Genomic DNA, 17,625 nt, shown 5'->3' on the forward strand with positions numbered 1-17,625 from the left:
ATTCTCCGTTATGTAAAAAAATCCTTTAATAAGCTTTCTCGTCAGATAAATAAAAAGCAGTGAGATCACTGCTTTTTATTATGCCATGACGTTTTCGTAGGCTCTCATATACTTTTGGATATCTCCTGCCCCCATGAAGATGAGAACGGCTTTATCATGAGCTTTTAAAACAGAAGTGTCATCTTCTTCAATCAGCTTGGCATTATGAATTTTCCCCTGCAGATCGCCGATCGTCAGCTTTCCAGCATTTTCACGGGCTGAGCCGAAAATATCGCATAGATACACACAGTCAGCGCCGCTCAGGCTTTCTGCAAATTCGTCAAGGAATTGCTGCGTTCGCGTAAATGTATGAGGCTGAAATACCGCAACAATTTCACGATCAGGATATTTCTGTCTTGCCGCCTCAATTGTCACTTTTATTTCTGTCGGGTGATGAGCATAGTCATCAATCAGCACTTGATCCCCTAGCTGCTTCTCATTGAATCTGCGTTTGACGCCCCCAAAGGATTTGAGAGCATGCTTAATGATGCTGGAATCAATTTCTTCATAATGGCATAACGCAATGACCGCCAATGAGTTTAATACATTGTGGTGGCCGTACGCAGGAATATAAAACGTATCATAGAACGTATTGCGGACAAAGACATCGAAAGTTGTCCCTTCCGTGCTTTTTACGATGTTTCTGGCTTGAAAATCATTTTCTTCCCCTGTGCCGTAATACACAACCGGGACGTTCGCATGGATTTTCGGCAGATGCTCATCGTCTCCGCAGGCGATAATGCCTTTGTTGACTTGAAGAGCCATCTCTTGAAAAGCGTCAAATACATCGTCAATGCTTGAGAAGTAATCAGGGTGATCAAAATCAATATTCGTCATGATCGCGTAGTCTGGCTGATAGCTTAAGAAATGGCGGCGGTATTCACACGCTTCAAACACAAAGTATTCGCTGTTTTCATTTCCCTGGCCTGTTCCGTCTCCAATTAAGAAAGACGTCGGTTTTGCATTTTGGATCACGTGAGCCAGCAAACCCGTAGTCGACGTTTTGCCATGTGCACCTGTAACGGCAACACTTGTGAACTTTTTCATGTAGTCGCCTAAAAACTTATGATAACGTATCACCGGAATTCCGTCAGACATCGCTTTTTCTATTTCTGGATGCGTGTCTGGGAATGCATTTCCGGCGATAACTGTCATGCCGGGCTTAATATTTTCCGCGCTAAAAGGAAGAATCGTAATATTTCTTTTTTCAAGCGCTGTTTGCGTAAAAATAAATTTTTCGATATCCGATCCTTGGACAGTATATCCATTATCATGAAGTATTTGGGCAAGCGGACTCATACCTGTCCCTTTTATTCCAACAAAATGATAAACAGTCATAATTGTACCTCCAACAAACGTCTATCTGTTCCCCAGTATATGACGCTCATTTCAATTTGCGACCGCGGCGGGTGAAAAGCTTCCCTTGGCGGCGTATTTTATATGTTTTGTTATGTTCAGTATCCGGTTATTTCTTTCCGATTAAACCTAGATATCAAGATTTGTCTATGCGCAGCTGCTGTAAAGCGGCATAGCTGTTAAATGCTCTAAACACTATCATACCATGTTTGGTGTGAAAATGAACCCATATTATTCGTTTATTAAATCACTTGCCGTGATCAGCACCTCACGGGGTTTGCTTCCTTTTGCCTCTGAGATCATGCCTTCCGCTTCCATCATATCGATCAGCCTTGCCGCCCGGTTGTAACCGATTCTGAATCTTCTCTGCAGGCTTGAAGTGCTTGCACTGTTTTGCTCTACAACAAACTCACACGCTTCGTAAAACAGTTCATCCTCTTCTTTCAGGGCTGATCCTTGTCTTACGAGCTCTTCTTGTTCAAATAAATAGGTTGGCGGCATTTGGTTTCTGACGTGAGAAACAACGCGGTCGATTTCACGATCCGACACAAAGTTACCTTGCAGACGGACCGGTTTTCCCGAGCCGTTTTCCAAAAAGAGCATATCCCCTTTTCCGAGAAGCTTTTCTGCACCGGCGATGTCAATAATCGTTCGGGAATCAACCTGGCTTGAAACAGAAAAGGCGATTCTCGTCGGGATATTCGCCTTAATCAGGCCTGTAATGACATCTACTGACGGACGCTGAGTTGCGACGAGAAGATGGATACCGCATGCTCTTGCTTTTTGGGCGATCCGCGCTATACTTTCTTCCACATCGTTTGGCGCTACCATCATCAGATCTGCAAGCTCATCAATAATGACAACTAAATACGGCAGCTTTTCACCCATTTGGTGTTCCCCGGTTAATTGATTAAAGCGGTCAATGTCACGGACACCTGAATGGGCAAACAACTCATAGCGGCGCTCCATTTCCTCAACCACCCATTTCAAAGCAGCTGTAGCCGCTTTAGCATCAGTAATGACCGGGCTGACGAGATGAGGAATTTTATTGTAAGGAGCCAGCTCGACCATTTTCGGATCAATCAGCAGCACCTTTACCTCACTCGGATCAGCTTTATAAAGCAGGCTGACTAATATTGTATTGATGCATACGCTTTTTCCCGAGCCTGTGGCGCCGGCAATCAAGCCATGCGGCATTTTCTTCAAGTCGATAACGACAGGATTTCCCGAAATATCTAATCCCAGCGCAGCCGTAAGCGGTGACTTGCTTGTCCTGAAAGCTGAGCTGCGAATCATTTGGCGCAAATCAACCACCTTGCTCGTGCGGTTCGGCACTTCAATTCCGATCGTGTTTTTCCCCGGAATTGGCGCTTCAATCCGAATATCTCTTGCTGAGAGACTGAGCTTAATATCATCAGACAAGTTGGTGATTTTATTCACCTTTACACCTGGTTCAGGATGCACTTCGAATCTCGTGACAGACGGACCCTGGGTTACATGGACGACATTGGCGCGGACATTGAAATTTTTCAAGGTCAAATCAAGAAGCTGACGCTGTTCTTCGATCCACGCAGTATCATCTTGGACCTGCGCTGGCGGGACATCTAGCAGTGCAACATTCGGAAATACATAGCTGCCGCGGCGTTCCTCTGCTTTTTGCTGTTTATGCGTATCTCTTTTCAGCATCATGACATTAAAAGGAACGGATGGCCCTTTTTGAGAAGGTGCGTTTTGTTCGGACCTGTTCTCTTGCACACCAGGCCTTGGTTTCGGCTCTTTTGAAGCTTCGTGAGGTTTGCCTGCCCGGATTTCCTGCCGGTTTTCATGGGTTGCAGAAAGCGGTTTGGAAGCTTGGTCCATCCGATCAGTTTCCTCAAGCTCTGTATGGCTGTCTGGCTGAACATCTATCTTCGTTTCCTTAGATTCTGCCGGGATGTCATACTGATTATTTATTATGCTGTCTGATGGCTCTTCTGATTCTTCCGCCTCGGTTTCTGCTTGATCCAGAGCTCCAAATGAATGCTGGTGATCAGTAAATAATGAAGGCTCTTCCTGATGAAATTCCATTTGTTCTTCTTGAACGAACGGAGACTCAGCACCTTCTGCCGCGTTTTCGTGATGATTGTATACTATGCTGTCTGACGGCTCTTCTGATTTTTCCTCCTCAGATGCTGCCTCTGCCAGAGATTCAGGAGCTGTTTGCTCTTCATCAAGTTCAGCAGAGAAAACAGGCTCTTCAAATTGCTCTGCCTGCTTTTCCCTTTGTTCTTCCTCAGCCGATGCAGGCATGATGTCTTCGCGGCTTACTTCACTGCCTGAAAGGCCTTCATTCGCCGTATCTGTGAGTATCTCAGGCGTTGCTTGCCCTTCGGCATGTTCAGCTGGAAAGAGAGACTTCTCTTTTTGCGGCTGTTGAACGCCTGATTCAAATGGCACTTCATTACCTGGTGCCCCATCACGCTCTGTATCCTTTCTGTTTAAAACGCCAGAGGGCTGTTTTTCAAATTGGATATCCGGAAAGAAAGGATTTTCTTTTTTGGAGTGCGCCTGTGTGTCTGAAGCAGGATAGCCGCGTTCACGTTCGATCTCTTCTGACAGCAGTGTTACCTTCTCTTTTACCGGTTTATCCGGTTCGTTCAATGTTTCAGAAGGCTTTTTCGGCACATCCTTTTTAACGGATGGTTTTTGATTGAATCCATAGATTGGCGAAGGGATATTTGTCGGTTTAAACGGTTTCTTCGCCGGCTCTGATGCTTGATATGTATGCTGCTCTTCTTCATTTCTGGGACGCTCTCTGTAAGGTGCAGCGCTTGGACGAGGCGCGGATTTCGGTTCGTCCGATGGTGCACGGCGCCTTCTCAGGTCATGATTTTTGTATCCATCAGGCACGACTGGAAAACGGAACTTGCCTTTTGGATATTCATAATATATTTTAGGATCTTCCAATCTTTTTAATTGTCCTTCAGGATGATGCACCTCTTGTTGCTGCGGAATTTGAGCGGGTTTTGTCTCCCGTTCAGCATCCTCTTCGCTCTCGCCTAAAAACAAATCAAAAAATTTATGAAGCCAACTCATAATTTATCTCTAACTCCCTTATAGTTTTCTGGGACGGTTTTTAGTATACCACTGCTGGTCGGCCCAGAAAAGATTAAGCTATCAGCAGAAACAAAGCCGCTAAACAGGGGCTTAGCGGCTTTTCACATGATTCGTTTTTTTGGGCGGATTTATGGGAGTCTAAAACTGAAATGCCTCTCCCGCCTCATAATCTCCTTCTAACACAAGGATGCCTTTTTCAGCAGGGGCGTCAGGCAAATCAAGCTCTTTCGCTGAGCAGATCATTCCGCTTGACGGAACGCCGCGAAGCTCTGCATCCTTAATGACAAGTCCGCTAGGCATCACAGCGCCGACTTTGGCAACGACAACTTTTTGTCCTTGGTCAACGTTAGGCGCGCCGCAGACGATTTGAAGCGTTTCTTCTCCTACATTGACTTTACATACGCTTAATTTATCGGCATTCGGATGTTTTTCTTTTGATTCTACATAACCCACAACAAACTTCGGAGATAAATCAACGACTAATGTTTCTTCAACGCCGTTTCTGTTTAAAATCTCATTCACATCTTGCACGAATGTTTCTGAGAGCGCAACCGGGCCGTTTTCATCAATGGTCAAGTAAGTAGACGCATTGAAAATGTTGAATCCCGTTGTTTCTTTTGTTTCGTTATTGAAAATTTTGACGACGTCGCCGTGTTTTTCATAGCCTAATTGTTCACGTGTCACATCTTGAAGAGAGATCAGGAGCGTGTCTCCCACACCTTCTTTATTATAAAAAGCGTTCATAAGTAAAAATCCTTTCTAATCCTTTTTCGGACGGCTTTTCGCCAGGATAAACACCGGTTCCAGCTTTCCTTCATTGTACAAAAATGAAAGAGCGGTAATTGGAACGGTGCCGCCTGCAAAGAAGCTCATCGACATTTGTCCTAGAATATCATACCCTGATTCATTCCGGATGTCAGCAAGAATCAGAACGTCCTGATGCGGAACAGAGATCGCCAGCTCCCCTTCTGCACGCTGCTTGTACTCATTTAAAATCGCTTCGTTCAGAATCCGGCTGGCGTCGTATCCATCGTTTGCCCTGAAGAAATAGAAGTAATTGCCGGCAACCGTATCCTCTTTGACAACCGTCGGCAGAGAACGGAGATTAAATGCGGCCGTCTCTCTGATCCGTTCTTTTGTCCAGTTTTCTTTCTCAAGCATGCGCTGGTCAATTAAACGGTATGTTTTCCCGAGATCGAGCGCGTAATAAATTCTTGTCTCTGCGGTATGATCATCATAAATGAGCGGGATATCTTCGCTGGACTTGTCCGGGAAGGAAGTCGAGCGGATGACCGGATAAATGCGAGTTTCTTTCCCGGTCATTTCCTGAGCCTTCCCTTCCATTGCCGTCATTGCTTCGGAAACATAGTACACGATCTCATCAATGGCTTCGTCTTTTTTCAGTTCCCATTTCGCAATAATCGGCGGCAAATCGAGCGTAATCCCTTTTTTTGTCGTTTGATCCTCAACACGGAGAGTGTCTTTTTCTCTGTCAAACAGAAAGGAGCGATTCTCGTGCTGAAGGCGCTGTTTCAGTATATCTGACAGCTTCCTTGAGGTCATTTTCAAACCGATGTCCTCCTTTACGCTTTAGCGAGAGAATCTGTTAAAAACTGTTCAATTTCTTCTTTTGTTTTGCGGTCTTTGCTTACAAAACGATTTACTTCTTTTCCTTCATTAAAAACAACAAAGCTTGGGATTCCGTAAATTTCCCACTCTGCACATGTATCAATGAATTTGTCACGGTCTACGTAGTAGTAAGTGAATTCAGGAAAATCCGCTTCCAGTTCAGGCAGGAAAGGCTCTACAAAACGGCAATCCGGGCACCAGTCGGCAGAAAACATAAATACAGCCCAGTCATCCTGTACCGCTTTTTCCAGCTCTTGAGTTGATTCAATTTTTTTCATTTCATATCCCTCCAGTTGTTTATGTTCTTACATGTTTGTTTATCGATACTCGTCCATTTGGATCATACCAAACTGCTTGAGGCAAAACCACTTATATGCAACGAATGAATATGTAAGATTGGCTTTCCCATTATCATTATCATATTTTATTTGCATTATCAAGCTCGTTTCGTTTAACATCGTGTACATGAGGGTAAAATTTACAGCTGGACATACATAAGGAGGGATTTTAGTATGGAGTTTATCGTCTATTTAGCAGGAGAAATCCATAGCAATTGGCGCGAGGAAATCAAAGAGAAAACAAAATCGCTGAAGCTGCCGATTACGTTTGTCGGCCCGATGGAGAATCATGACCGCTCAGACAATATTGGTGAAGACATTATGGGCGTACAGCCAAATGCCGTTTTGAAGGATGACAAAGCCTCTGACATCAACAACTTCAGAACCGCCGTCCTGATGAATAAAGCAGACTTTGTGATCGCCCTGTTTGGCGAAAAATACAAACAGTGGAACACGGCAATGGATGCATCATATGCGATCGCAAAAGGAAAACCTCTGATTATCATCCGGCCGGAATCACTCCACCATCCATTAAAAGAGCTTTCCAATAAAGCGAATATTACGGTGGAAACCGTCAACCAAGCCATCAAGGCCCTTTCATATCTATTTGAAACAGAATAAGAAAAAAGCTTGTCGAACCGGGCTCACTGCTCGTTCAACAAGCTTTTATATAAATTCTACATATTCTTCTTAATTGCATCCACCGTCTGTCTATCGCAGGCTGTTACAAGTTTGATGAGCATTTCCTTAGCAGCAGCATAATCATCAATATGAATGATAGAAGCGTTTGTATGAATGTAGCGGGAACAAATTCCGATAACCGCTGACGGAACGCCGCTGTTCGAAATATGAACCTTGCCTGCATCTGTTCCCCCGCCGGATACAAAATATTGATATGGAATATCATGCGTTTCAGCCATATCAAGAACAAATTCCCTCATTCCGCGATGCATGACTGTCGTTCTGTCAAGAATACGGAGCAAAAAGCCTTTTCCAAGCTGGCCAAATTCATTTTTGTCTCCGCTCATATCGTTTGCCGGACTGGCATCAAGGGCGAAAAATAAGTCCGGTTTAATCATGTGAGAAGCCGTCTGTGCCCCCCTTAGCCCGACTTCTTCCTGAACCGTTGCACCCGCATAGAGCGTGTTCGGAAGCTCTTTACCTTGTAATTCCTTCAAAAGTTCAATGCTCAAACCACATCCGTACCGGTTATCCCAAGCTTTTGACAAAATTTTCTTTTCATTCGCCATCGTCGTAAACGGACAGACAGGCACGATCTGCTGTCCCGGTTTTATGCCGATTTTGATGGCGTCTTCCTTATCGTCCGCTCCAATATCGATCATCATGTTTTTGATATCCATCGGGCGGTTTCGCTGTGCATCTGTCAATAAATGCGGCGGTATGCTTGAAATCACACCCGGAACCGGCCCGTTATCTGTTTGAACTTCAACCCGCTGCGCAAGCAAAACCTGACTCCACCAGCCTCCGAGCGTCTGGAATCTGAGCAGCCCGTTGTCTGTGATGGATGTCACCATGAAGCCGACTTCGTCCATGTGCCCGGCTACCATAATTCTCGGTGCACCCTCTGCGCCTTGTCTGACTCCGAAAACACTTCCCAGTCTGTCCTGAACGATGTCATCGGCATATTTGGCTAGCTCTTGCTTCATAAAAGCACGAACCTGATGCTCGTTGCCCGGCGCGCCGGGAAGCTGCGTCAGTGTTTGGAAAAGCGCTTTCGTTTCTTGATTCATGTTTTCCCCTCATTTCTATGTAGTCCTTTTATTTTATTAGAAACAATCAAGTTTTCCAAGCACCCTGACCGAATCTGCTCAATCAGCCGCGTATTGCTTAACAGGTTTTGGCTGTTTCTGTATAATGAAAAGTACGATCAACCAGGAGGTGCTTTATTTTGAAATTGCGTCATCTTCTTTTAGGAGCAGGACTTGGAATTTGTACGGCTGTCGTTGTGAAACAATATGTGATTAAGCCTTATATTTCTTCAGAAAAAGCGCTTCGAATTGTAAAATCCGCTTTTAAGCAGCGGGGCCCGATTGACGGATCATGGATTTACACCCAGCCGGAGCCTTACAATATTAACGGAGAAACGGTACAGGTATACAAAACCGGCATTACACGATCAGCTTTCGGAGAATTAGAACAGTATGAAGTCATGGTGGATGCGAAAACGGGGGAAATTGTAGATGTCATTGATACAATCGCTTCTTAACACCGGACAAGCATAAAATAGAAGCCGCTGCCTACGCAGCGGCTCTTTTTATTATATCGCGCGAATCGGTTTGTATACCGGATACCACATCGCATCCTGCACAGCCTGTATAATGTCTTCAGGCTCTTCTGTCGCGACGCCTTCCTTCATTGCGGTTTTTGCAACTTCAACCGCAACGGTTGCCGATACAGTCCGCAAATCCTCTACTTTCGGAAGCATCGGCGCGCCAGGCACCCCGACATTGACCATACTTGCGATCGCCCGGGCGCATGCTTCAAACATGCTGTCTGTAATTAATTTTGATTTGGTGACAATCGTTCCAAGACCAAGCCCCGGGAAGACAAGCGCGTTGTTCGCTTGGCCGATATGATACGTTACGCCATTATACTCTACTGGCGGGAACGGGCTTCCTGTCGTGATCAGCGCACGGCCTTCTGTCCATTCGATTAAATCCTCCGGCTTTGCTTCAGAAAGAGTTGTCGGATTTGACATTGGCAAAATCGCCGGCCGTTTCACATGTGACGCCATTTCTTTGACAATTTCTTCAGTAAAAGCACCTGAAACCGTAGACGTCCCGATCAGGATTGTCGGTTTCGCCTGACGGACCACTTCAAGGAGATCAATGCCTCCGCCATCTCCATTCCGCTGATAATCCTTCACTTCATCAGCCGAACGGGCATACGGCTTTTGGAAATCAAGAAGCTGATTCATATCATCTGTTAACAGTCCGTTTCTGTCTATGCACCAGAAGCGCTGATATGATTCTTCCTCACTCAGCCCCTCACGCACCAATGCTTCGCGCAGCTGTTCGGCAATTCCGATTCCAGCCGTTCCTGCTCCGAATATAACAACTCTGTGATCCCTCAGCGGAACTTTAGACGCTTTTGCACAGGATAAGACTGCCGCCAAAGAAACAGCGCCTGTCCCTTGGATATCATCATTAAACGTACAAACTTTATCTTTATAGCGTTTCAAAATGCTTCGCGCGTTTTTCGCTCCGAAATCCTCCCAATGCAGCAATGCATTCGGAAATGTTTCTCTCGCCAGCGCAACGTAGTCGTCAATAAATTGGTCATAGCGTTCCCCGCGCACTCTGGAATGCTGGTTGCCGACATAAAGCGGATCGTTCAGGAGGCTCTCCTGATTTGTCCCCGCATCTAAAACAACAGCAAGCACTCTGCTCGGATCAATGCCCGCAGCCGCCGTATAAACCGCCAGCTTGCCGATAGAAATCGCGATTCCTCCGACGCCCCAGTCACCGATTCCTAAAATTCCTTCCGCATCAGTTGCAACTATTAAATCGATCGTATCGCTTTGATCTTTATACTGTTTAAAGGCTTCTTTCATACCGTCCGGGTCATCGATTGAAAGATAGAGCCCTCGTGGTTTTCTATATTCATGGCTGTATCTCTGGATGGCCGTTCCAACTGTCGGTGTGTAGACAATCGGAAGCATTTCCCCTAAATGGTCATTTAACAGGCGGTAAAACAGCGTTTCATTCCGATCGTGCAGCGCCGTTAAATAAACATTTTTGCTTAAATCGTCTGGCTGTGCGGAATATTGCTCATACGCTCTTTTCGCCTGATCATCAATTGTTAATACCTTAGGCGGCAGAAAGCCTTTTAAACCAAGTTCTTTTCTTTCTTCCTCAGTAAAAGCGACACCTTTGTTCAAAAAAGGAACAGAGAGCACTTCAAGGCCTCTTAATGTTGTTTGAATGTCTCCTTCGTTTGTTACTTTGAATTGTTTCACCCTGCCTCTTCCTTTCTGAGCATAATTAGTACTAGGTTTGCATTATTAGCCGGAAAACATGCAGGGTAAACATAAAAATATGCTATTGCTTCATTCGCTTGACTGACTCTTTGATGCTTCCGTCCTCCTCCCATTGAAGGGCGCGATACTCGGCATCATGATAAAAAATAAACCAAGCGTCTTTTTCTGCTGCGAACGCCTGCCATTTCTGCTTTTGCGGGATAGAGGTCATCGGGTAATCATCGTAAGCCAGCACCCAAAGCGGATTGCGGTGGGCATGCGTTGGCATTAGATCTGCCATATGTACAGCAGTTTCACCCGCATCCTCGCATATCAGGACACTGTGTCCGTCGCTATGGCCTCCGGTGTGATGCATGGTAATCCCCTCTGTGATGGTTAAAGAATCCTCAAAGGTTTTGACTTGGCCGGCTACAGCCTCCCAATTTTCCTTCCAATACGTATTTTTCGACCGGATATTCGGATGGCGCATTTCATCCCATTCGACAGCTGATGTATAAATCACCGCATTCGGAAAGACAGAGACGAGCCGTTCACCTTCATATTCCGTTAAACCGCATGCATGATCAAAATGAAGGTGTGTCATTGCGATCACATCTATATCGGCAACGTTTAACCCGAGTGCAGCTAATGATGGTTTCACATTCGACTCTTGTGTCACGCCATAGTTTCGTTTTTGTTTATCAGTCAGCTTGCCTGATCCAATTCCGGCGTCAACGATGATATTAAGCCCATCCTTTTGAATCAAAATGGGGTCTGTCCTTAGTTCAATCTGGTTTTTTTCATTGACTGGGTATTTTTTAGACCAAAGCGGCTTTGGAACGACGCCGAACATCGCCCCTCCATCCATATGCGTCACGCCTCCGTCAAGCCAGGTCAACGTGATGTTTCCAATTTTCATTGTTTCCATTTTCATCCCCCCTGTCATCATGGTAGCAAACGGGCCATAAAAAAAACAGACTCCTGTCAGAGTCTGTCTTTACGTTCTCCATTCAACCTCAGCCCGATAGATCGGCTGGCCGAGTGCAGAGAATTTTTCTTCATATTCTGTCATAATATTGCCTTCCAGATTGCTGTTATGCAAATCGAGACTGACGTATGTCAGCAGCAGGCCGTACTCAGAGAAGCTCTTCAAAGAGTACTCAAACAAACCTCGGTTGTCGGTTTTAAAATGAATCGCTCCGCCTTTTCCCATTACTTCTTCATATTTTTTGAGAAAGTGGGAGTATGTCAAGCGGCGTTTTTCATGCCGTTTCTTTGGCCAAGGATCAGAAAAGTTCAAGTAGACCCGTTTCACTTCACCCGGCTCAAACACATCCGTCAGCGTGTCCGCATCTATATTCAGAAGCCTTACATTCTGCGCTTCGCTGTCTTTTACTTTTTGGACGGCTGTCACGATGACGCTTTTAAATAACTCAATACCAATATAATTGATGTCGGGATTTTGTTTGGCCATCCCAGAAATAAATTGACCTTTTCCTGTACCAACCTCGATATGGATCGGATTGTCGTTGCCAAACACTGTGTTCCATTTCCCTTTATAATCAGCAGGGTTGCTGATGGCAATATCTGCGTTTTCAGCCAAAAAGTCATCAGCCCAAGGCTTGTGGCGCATTCTCATATGATTGACACCTCTATCTATTATTTCGACTAACAACATACCATGAATTAAAAAGACCCGCAAGCTCGTTTTTCCAGTGTATCTCTCTTAAGGCCGAGTGCATAAAAAAAGAGGGTCCCGTCTGCTGGAACACTCCTTTCACATGTATAAAAACGCTCTGTTTTGAACAATTTAACCCGTATGATACTGAAGGGATGTGTACCGATATGGGTTTACATTATGAGCATCAAGTTCATTTATTGAAGGATATCTTGACTGACCATCAATTGGACTGCTGCGGAACAGTCGCAGAGTACGAGCAGCTAGAGCGTGTGATTAAATCACTGATGGCAAACACCGAGCTTGATTCAAATTTTAAAAACGTGCTTGAGGATGTTTACCGCTACAGCCAATCAGGAATATCGTCCAAATCCATCGACTCACACATACAAGAGCATCAGAACAGCCTGTCTCAATGGGTAGAGCAAATGGATTCGTATTCCTGATTAGTCAACAATTCGTTTCATGAGGATATGCAGTTCTTCCATTGCATCATGAAATTCCTTGTCATTGCCTTTTGCTTTATGCCAGGCAATGAAAGTGATTGTTTCAGATAACACATACCAAGCCATTCGCAATCGAAGGCTTTCTGTCAACTCTATGCCGTACATGCTCAGCCAGCTCTCCCAAGCTGGCTTTTCGACGTAGTGGTACAGCAAAGGTCCGAGGTCCATCGCCGGATCAGCGATCATGGCGCCGTCCCAGTCAATTAAATACAGCTGGTTGTCTTCAGACAATAGCCAGTTATTATGATTGACATCACAATGGCAAACGACTTTCTCACCGAAATGCACTTCATGCAGGTGTTCTTCCAAATACTTGATCCCTTCTTGAATCAGCGGCGAAGATTGCTGCACAGCAAATACAGCCTGCTTCAGCTGAGACAAAAGAGCCCCCGGGTTCAGCGGTTCTTTTCCAAGTCTCTTCAGCATGTCCAGCAAGGCTTTTGATGTGTGTATTTTACGAAGCAATTCAGCAACGGGCCGTCCGCTCATGTCTTTAGGCTTCAGCTCTCTGCCGGTCATCCAGTGCTGGGCCGTAATGACGTCCCCATTTTCCATCCGTTTTGTCCAAACCAGCTTCGGAACAATGCCTTCGGCGGATAAAACAGCTAAAAAAGGTGAGCTATTACGTTTTAAAAAAAGCTGCTGCCCGTTATGTTTCGCATAATATGCATCTCCTGTAGCTCCTCCGGCGGGGAAGATCTCCCAATCGCTACCTAGTAATTGTCCCAACCAGTTCATATCAATGTTCAACCCATCATTTCTTAAAATATTTTAGAATAAAGGCGAATCGTCTCTAGTCTATCCAGCGAGCGCCTTTTTCGTACGAATCGTATGAAAATAAAAAAGACAGCTATTGAGAGTCTCGTATGCTAATCAATAGCCGTCCTTTAAATTTTAGCGCTATAGCACAAACTTCGTCAAGCAAAACTCTTAAGATCTGATGCTAAATATAAGATAACTGTTCCGATGCCGTTTACTGCAACCGTTTTCTTAATTTCTGCCGGGTCTTGCTGAAATCCTGATGGATCACATAAAAGCCGATATGGTTTATCGTTTGGCAGCCTCCACTCGACAGAGTTCGCACTCGCATGATGGATAACAATGATATCTTTCCATTCGTCAACCTCGTCGAGATCATAAAGCCTGTATGCGATAAAGTGTTCTTTTAGCGTCAAACATTCAAGATGGCGCCGGATGTCTGCAGCGGACCTGAGACGGAATGCGGGATGCGCTTTTCTCAGCGAGATCAGCCTGCGGATATAGTCAACATCTTCTTTGAACGTTTCACGCCGACCCCAGTCCAGCTCGTTGATGCTATCACTGGATTGATAGCTGTTTTCCACTCCCTGCTTCGTCCGGAAAAATTCCTGGCCGCTGTGAATAAACGGCACCCCTTGGGCTAGCAAAATAATTGCGGCTGCAAGCCTTTGCCTGCTTCGCTTTCGGCTGTCATTTTCTTGAGGAAGCGCGAAGCTCATTTTATCCCAAAAGGTGTGATTGTCATGTGATTCAACATAATTGATGGACTGGCTTGGTTCCGGAACAATCGGGGCGAATGCCTTCCATCCGGAAGAGCCGGCAATCCCGTGCATAACAGCTTGCGCTGATTCACCGCTGCCGAGTGCAAACCCTGCTGCCATGAGGTGAAAGGTGTTCCCTTTTACAGCGTCACGAAACATATCATTAAAAAAACCGATACCGGGCATTCTTGGTGCGTTCGCCAAAGTAGCTTTCTGTTCATGCGGCAGCGGTGTAGCCAGATCCCATCCTTCTCCAAAAAGCAGGATTCCGGTCTTTGCCTTAATTGCTTTCTCTTTCATATAAAGCACGGTGTCAATATCTAAAATGCCGAGCAGATCAAAGCGGAAGCCGTCGGCATTGTATTCTTCAAGCCAATAGACCACGCAATCCGCAATGAACTTTCTCGCCATTCTTCTTTCTGATGCAATATCATTGCCAACGCCAGTGCCGTTTGACGGCATCCCAAATTCGTCGTGCCGAAAAAAATAACCGGGCACTGTTTTTTCAAAGGGTGAATTCTCGCGATGATACACATGGTTAAAAACAACATCCAGAATGACTCGCAGACCGTGCTGATGCAGGGTATTGATCATTTGTTTCAGCTCTGTTTTTCTCGTTTGAGGATCATGAGGGTTTGAGGCATAGCTTCCCTCCGGGGCAAAGAAATGAAGCGGGTTATATCCCCAATTATAAGCATCAAGCGGCTTCTCTTCATCAACTCCGGCAAAATCGTTCACCGGCAGTAGCTCGACGTGTGTAACACCGAGCTCTTTTATATACGCCAGTCCAGAAGAACTGCCATTTGCGGTTTGTGTATCAGTTTCCGTTAATGCTAAGTATTTTCCCTTGTTGATCATGCCGCTGTTTTTATGGATGGAGAAGTCGCGAAGGTGCGTCTCATAGATGACGGCATCCACAGGGTTTGAGAATGGCTTAAGCGGAGCAGTCCATTTCATTTGATCCGGGCGCAAGACGACACCCTTCTCTCCATTTACTGTCACGGCCTTTGCATACGGGTCAACGGTTTCCGCCCACTCTGAATTGTTGCAGATGCAGAACACATACTCGTACCCGTGAAGGTCACCCATGACCGTAACAGCATAGACGCCCTTTTCCAAGCGAGTCATTTGGAATGTGCGCCCGCCTTTATTGGGGTGTGAAAGCTTGACTGCAGCTGAGGTTGCAGCAGGTGCCCATACTTTAAATACGGTATGATCCGCAGTATAAACGGCGCCGAGCTCTCCGTCATAATAAAATTCGTCATCAAATGCAGCTGTCCGGATGACCGCGCCGATTTGGAGATCGGTTTTGTGGCCGCTGGATGCACTGACGAAATGGATTTTTCCAAATGTCACAGGATGGTCGGATACGCAGATGTACTTGTATTTCGCTTCAAGGGAGTATTCCTCCCTGACAGCCAGAGGAAAATCTGTTGTTTCTGTCTCAAGCCGAAACGGCGGTGTCATGATTTCTTTTTGTTCAGCAGGAATCAGGACGGTAATGATATTCATGTCATCGACATACGCTTCGAAGCTGCGGCGGATGCTGACCATCGGAAGCTCTCCTCCAAACACGTTTATGTTTTGATCCTGAGGGGTGCAGGACTAGATGCCAGACGAAACGGGGTAGTGCCCATGATTTCTCCGTCAGCATGAAACGGGATTTTGTCCTTCGTGTAAAACGTAATGTCTTTTGCTTTAAACATCGTGACGCCATCCATCTTTGTATGTTTTCCAAATGCCATCAGACATAAAAGCCAATATTTTTTCAAAAACGGCTGGTTTTCAACGATTACGATGTCAAATGTCTTCTCGCGGGGATTTGCTAGCGGCGCCGCCTTCATGCCTCCCCCGTAAAACGGATGGTTGGATACAACCGCAAACCAGACATCATGAAATTCATGCGTCTCGCCTTCCGTTGTACAAGCTAACGTAAACGGCTTAAAGGTTGCTGAGGCGTGCAAATGAGAAAGCGGATACACTAGAAATCGAAGGCGGAGAAAAAGAAAAACCCGTCTCAACGGAAATTCCATCGCCTTTTTATTGACATATGCGTCAAAACCAATCCCGATATGATTCATAAAATAAAGAATTTGTGATTTATCCTGAAGGAAATTGACGCTCCCTAAATGAAAGGTTCTTGTTAGCGGACGCTTTACCTTCTTAATTTCCTGTATCAGGTCGATTTTTTTAATAGAAAATCCCCGTGAGAAATCATTATACGCGCCCGCTGGCACAAAGCTCAGTTCAATATCGTCTACATCCTTCAGGCCGTTGACAACTTCATGCATGGTTCCGTCTCCGCCAATGACGATCAGGCGCTTCAGCTTATATTCCTGTATCGTTGAAATCTGTCTGGCGAGCACCTCGGCGTGTCCCGGATGTTCAGTTAAAAATGAACGGTGCTCAACCTTTCGTTTGATTAATTCCTTTTGAATGGACTTCCAAACACGCAGGCCGTTTCGATGTCCTGCTGTCGGATTAATAATAAAAAACCAATGGCTCATCTTTCTCACCTGCTTATGTTATGAGAAAACCGCTCAAATCGTTCTCTTTTACTCCAGCCACTCTTGTCTGCGATGGGAGTCAGACATGCAGTAAGACAATAGAGCCTTCGCAGCCTTTACCTGATGGTGTTTGATCGGAGCAGTGTTTTTCTTCTGCCGCTCAATCCATTCTTCCGCGCTCCGCTTATCCGCAATTTCTAAGCCGTATGGCGGCTCAGGGTAATCGATGTACGACGTTCTGCTCAGAAGCAATTTTCGAACCGGAATCTCGGCCTGTTTTTCCTTTACGATCTTTGACACAACAGAGTCCGTTCGAAACAGGCTCAGCCCCGGATTTAACACTGATGCAGTCTGAGAGGCTGTTTTCTTGTCCCAAAAACGATTTTTAGACCCTATGTAGACACTGTCTTCCTCGGCCTCTAAAATAGAAACGCAATAAATTTCCAGAGGAGAAATAATCACAATGCTTAATTCAACCGCCGCCTGCTGAATTCTCAGCACAGGCTTATACATAATGAAATAAGAATCGGGCAGCTGTTGGGTCAGATAACGCAAAATGCGGTCCTGCTTCACCTGGTTTGAGAGTTGAGATATTTCTGAAAGAGTAGAGCTTGCCCATTTGAGCTGAAAATCATATAAATGTCTTTTATAAAAAGAAGCAAGCGCCATCCTGCTCTTTGGGAGCCTTACATGAATATCTTCTTCATCCTCAAACCATTGGTGTCTCTCTTCTTGTATATCGGCTTTTATCTCTTCTTTTCTTCTTTTCAATGAAAATTTTTTTCGTTTTTGCACCGGTTCCGGTTCTTCAGCGCTGGCTTGCCTTTCTTCTTGCTGGCGTTCCGCCGCTTCTACCAGTGAAAGCCAGCGCTCTTTTTTCAGCCGTACAAACTGGTTGATATAATGGTACGGATCAAGCTCATATCTCGATATATAATCATGAATTTTGATGATTTGTGCCATGTTTGTTTCTCCAC

Annotated in this window: 17 protein-coding genes; 3 read left to right on the top strand and 14 right to left on the bottom strand. The window is 45.3% G+C overall.

Features of this window, described 5'->3' with window-relative positions; all coding sequences use genetic code 11:
- Positions 1-78 precede the first annotated feature (78 nt).
- From murC to MY9_RS21645, 6 genes are all read right to left on the bottom strand, one after another.
- The gene (gene murC / locus MY9_RS14795) at positions 79-1,377 is read right to left on the bottom strand and encodes a UDP-N-acetylmuramate--L-alanine ligase (RefSeq protein ID WP_014665012.1); all 1,299 of its coding nucleotides are present in this window, start codon (positions 1,375-1,377) and stop codon (positions 79-81) included.
- 249 nt (positions 1,378-1,626) lie between these two features.
- The gene (locus MY9_RS14800) at positions 1,627-4,470 is read right to left on the bottom strand and encodes a DNA translocase FtsK (protein WP_014665013.1); all 2,844 of its coding nucleotides are present in this window, start codon (positions 4,468-4,470) and stop codon (positions 1,627-1,629) included.
- A gap of 159 nt (positions 4,471-4,629) precedes the next feature.
- Positions 4,630-5,235, bottom strand: a complete 606-nt coding sequence (gene ytpR, locus MY9_RS14805) for a YtpR family tRNA-binding protein (protein WP_014665014.1) — start codon at positions 5,233-5,235, stop codon at positions 4,630-4,632.
- 15 nt (positions 5,236-5,250) lie between these two features.
- Positions 5,251-6,060, bottom strand: a complete 810-nt coding sequence (locus MY9_RS14810; protein WP_080478262.1) for a DUF1444 domain-containing protein — start codon at positions 6,058-6,060, stop codon at positions 5,251-5,253.
- A 14-nt stretch (positions 6,061-6,074) separates the two neighbouring features.
- Entirely contained in the window at positions 6,075-6,398 is a 324-nt protein-coding gene (locus MY9_RS14815; protein WP_014665016.1) for a thioredoxin family protein, read from the bottom strand.
- A 39-nt stretch (positions 6,399-6,437) separates the two neighbouring features.
- Entirely contained in the window at positions 6,438-6,554 is a 117-nt protein-coding gene (locus tag MY9_RS21645; RefSeq protein ID WP_004399150.1) for a hypothetical protein, read from the bottom strand.
- Positions 6,555-6,632: 78 nt separating this feature from the next.
- Here MY9_RS21645 and MY9_RS14820 point away from each other — a divergent pair, with 78 nt between their 5' ends.
- Positions 6,633-7,079: a YtoQ family protein gene (locus MY9_RS14820; RefSeq protein WP_014665018.1), complete on the top strand. Its 447-nt coding sequence runs from the start codon at positions 6,633-6,635 to the stop codon at positions 7,077-7,079.
- A gap of 56 nt (positions 7,080-7,135) precedes the next feature.
- Here MY9_RS14820 and MY9_RS14825 read toward each other — a convergent pair whose 3' ends face one another.
- A complete protein-coding gene (locus tag MY9_RS14825) occupies positions 7,136-8,209 on the bottom strand; it encodes a M42 family metallopeptidase (protein ID WP_014665019.1) in 1,074 nt (357 codons plus the stop codon).
- 158 nt (positions 8,210-8,367) lie between these two features.
- Between MY9_RS14825 and MY9_RS14830 the strand changes: the two genes are divergently transcribed.
- Complete coding sequence (locus MY9_RS14830) at positions 8,368-8,685, top strand: PepSY domain-containing protein (protein ID WP_014665020.1); 318 nt, start codon at positions 8,368-8,370, stop codon at positions 8,683-8,685.
- Between the two features lie 51 nt (positions 8,686-8,736).
- Here MY9_RS14830 and MY9_RS14835 read toward each other — a convergent pair whose 3' ends face one another.
- The 3 genes from MY9_RS14835 to trmB form a co-directional block, all read right to left on the bottom strand.
- Positions 8,737-10,437, bottom strand: a complete 1,701-nt coding sequence (locus MY9_RS14835; RefSeq protein ID WP_014665021.1) for an NAD-dependent malic enzyme — start codon at positions 10,435-10,437, stop codon at positions 8,737-8,739.
- An 82-nt stretch (positions 10,438-10,519) separates the two neighbouring features.
- The gene (locus MY9_RS14840; protein ID WP_014665022.1) at positions 10,520-11,365 is read right to left on the bottom strand and encodes a YtnP family quorum-quenching lactonase; all 846 of its coding nucleotides are present in this window, start codon (positions 11,363-11,365) and stop codon (positions 10,520-10,522) included.
- A 69-nt stretch (positions 11,366-11,434) separates the two neighbouring features.
- Positions 11,435-12,076 carry a tRNA (guanosine(46)-N7)-methyltransferase TrmB gene (gene trmB, locus MY9_RS14845; RefSeq protein ID WP_014665023.1) on the bottom strand — a complete coding sequence of 214 codons (642 nt, stop codon included), beginning with the start codon at positions 12,074-12,076 and terminating at the stop codon, positions 11,435-11,437.
- 206 nt (positions 12,077-12,282) lie between these two features.
- Between trmB and MY9_RS14850 the strand changes: the two genes are divergently transcribed.
- Entirely contained in the window at positions 12,283-12,561 is a 279-nt protein-coding gene (locus MY9_RS14850; RefSeq protein WP_003237926.1) for a YtzH-like family protein, read from the top strand.
- Here MY9_RS14850 and MY9_RS14855 read toward each other — a convergent pair whose 3' ends face one another.
- From MY9_RS14855 to MY9_RS14870, 4 genes are all read right to left on the bottom strand, one after another.
- On the bottom strand, positions 12,562-13,359 hold the full coding sequence (locus tag MY9_RS14855; RefSeq protein ID WP_009967993.1) for a phosphotransferase family protein: 798 nt from the start codon (positions 13,357-13,359) through the stop codon (positions 12,562-12,564).
- Positions 13,360-13,538: 179 nt separating this feature from the next.
- Positions 13,539-15,695 (bottom strand): type I pullulanase, encoded by a 2,157-nt coding sequence (pulA, locus tag MY9_RS14860; RefSeq protein ID WP_014665024.1) that lies wholly within the window; start codon positions 15,693-15,695, stop codon positions 13,539-13,541.
- 23 nt (positions 15,696-15,718) lie between these two features.
- On the bottom strand, positions 15,719-16,648 hold the full coding sequence (locus MY9_RS14865; protein WP_014665025.1) for a YegS/Rv2252/BmrU family lipid kinase: 930 nt from the start codon (positions 16,646-16,648) through the stop codon (positions 15,719-15,721).
- A 48-nt stretch (positions 16,649-16,696) separates the two neighbouring features.
- On the bottom strand, positions 16,697-17,611 hold the full coding sequence (locus MY9_RS14870; RefSeq protein WP_014665026.1) for a hypothetical protein: 915 nt from the start codon (positions 17,609-17,611) through the stop codon (positions 16,697-16,699).
- Between the last annotated feature and the right edge of the window lie 14 nt (positions 17,612-17,625).

The organism is Bacillus sp. JS (genome assembly GCF_000259365.1).
GTDB lineage: Bacteria > Bacillota > Bacilli > Bacillales > Bacillaceae > Bacillus > Bacillus stercoris.

Coding starts and splice junctions, on each gene's coding strand:
- murC (WP_014665012.1), bottom strand. CDS start 1,377: ATGACTGTTTATCATTTTGTTGGAATAAAAGGGACAGGTATGAGTCCG.
- MY9_RS14800 (WP_014665013.1), bottom strand. CDS start 4,470: ATGAGTTGGCTTCATAAATTTTTTGATTTGTTTTTAGGCGAGAGCGAA.
- ytpR (WP_014665014.1), bottom strand. CDS start 5,235: ATGAACGCTTTTTATAATAAAGAAGGTGTGGGAGACACGCTCCTGATC.
- MY9_RS14815 (WP_014665016.1), bottom strand. CDS start 6,398: ATGAAAAAAATTGAATCAACTCAAGAGCTGGAAAAAGCGGTACAGGAT.
- MY9_RS21645 (WP_004399150.1), bottom strand. CDS start 6,554: ATGCAAATAAAATATGATAATGATAATGGGAAAGCCAATCTTACATAT.
- MY9_RS14820 (WP_014665018.1), top strand. CDS start 6,633: ATGGAGTTTATCGTCTATTTAGCAGGAGAAATCCATAGCAATTGGCGC.
- MY9_RS14825 (WP_014665019.1), bottom strand. CDS start 8,209: ATGAATCAAGAAACGAAAGCGCTTTTCCAAACACTGACGCAGCTTCCC.
- MY9_RS14840 (WP_014665022.1), bottom strand. CDS start 11,365: ATGGAAACAATGAAAATTGGAAACATCACGTTGACCTGGCTTGACGGA.
- trmB (WP_014665023.1), bottom strand. CDS start 12,076: ATGAGAATGCGCCACAAGCCTTGGGCTGATGACTTTTTGGCTGAAAAC.
- MY9_RS14850 (WP_003237926.1), top strand. CDS start 12,283: ATGGGTTTACATTATGAGCATCAAGTTCATTTATTGAAGGATATCTTG.
- MY9_RS14855 (WP_009967993.1), bottom strand. CDS start 13,359: ATGAACTGGTTGGGACAATTACTAGGTAGCGATTGGGAGATCTTCCCC.
- pulA (WP_014665024.1), bottom strand. CDS start 15,695: ATGGTCAGCATCCGCCGCAGCTTCGAAGCGTATGTCGATGACATGAAT.
- MY9_RS14865 (WP_014665025.1), bottom strand. CDS start 16,648: ATGAGCCATTGGTTTTTTATTATTAATCCGACAGCAGGACATCGAAAC.
- MY9_RS14870 (WP_014665026.1), bottom strand. CDS start 17,611: ATGGCACAAATCATCAAAATTCATGATTATATATCGAGATATGAGCTT.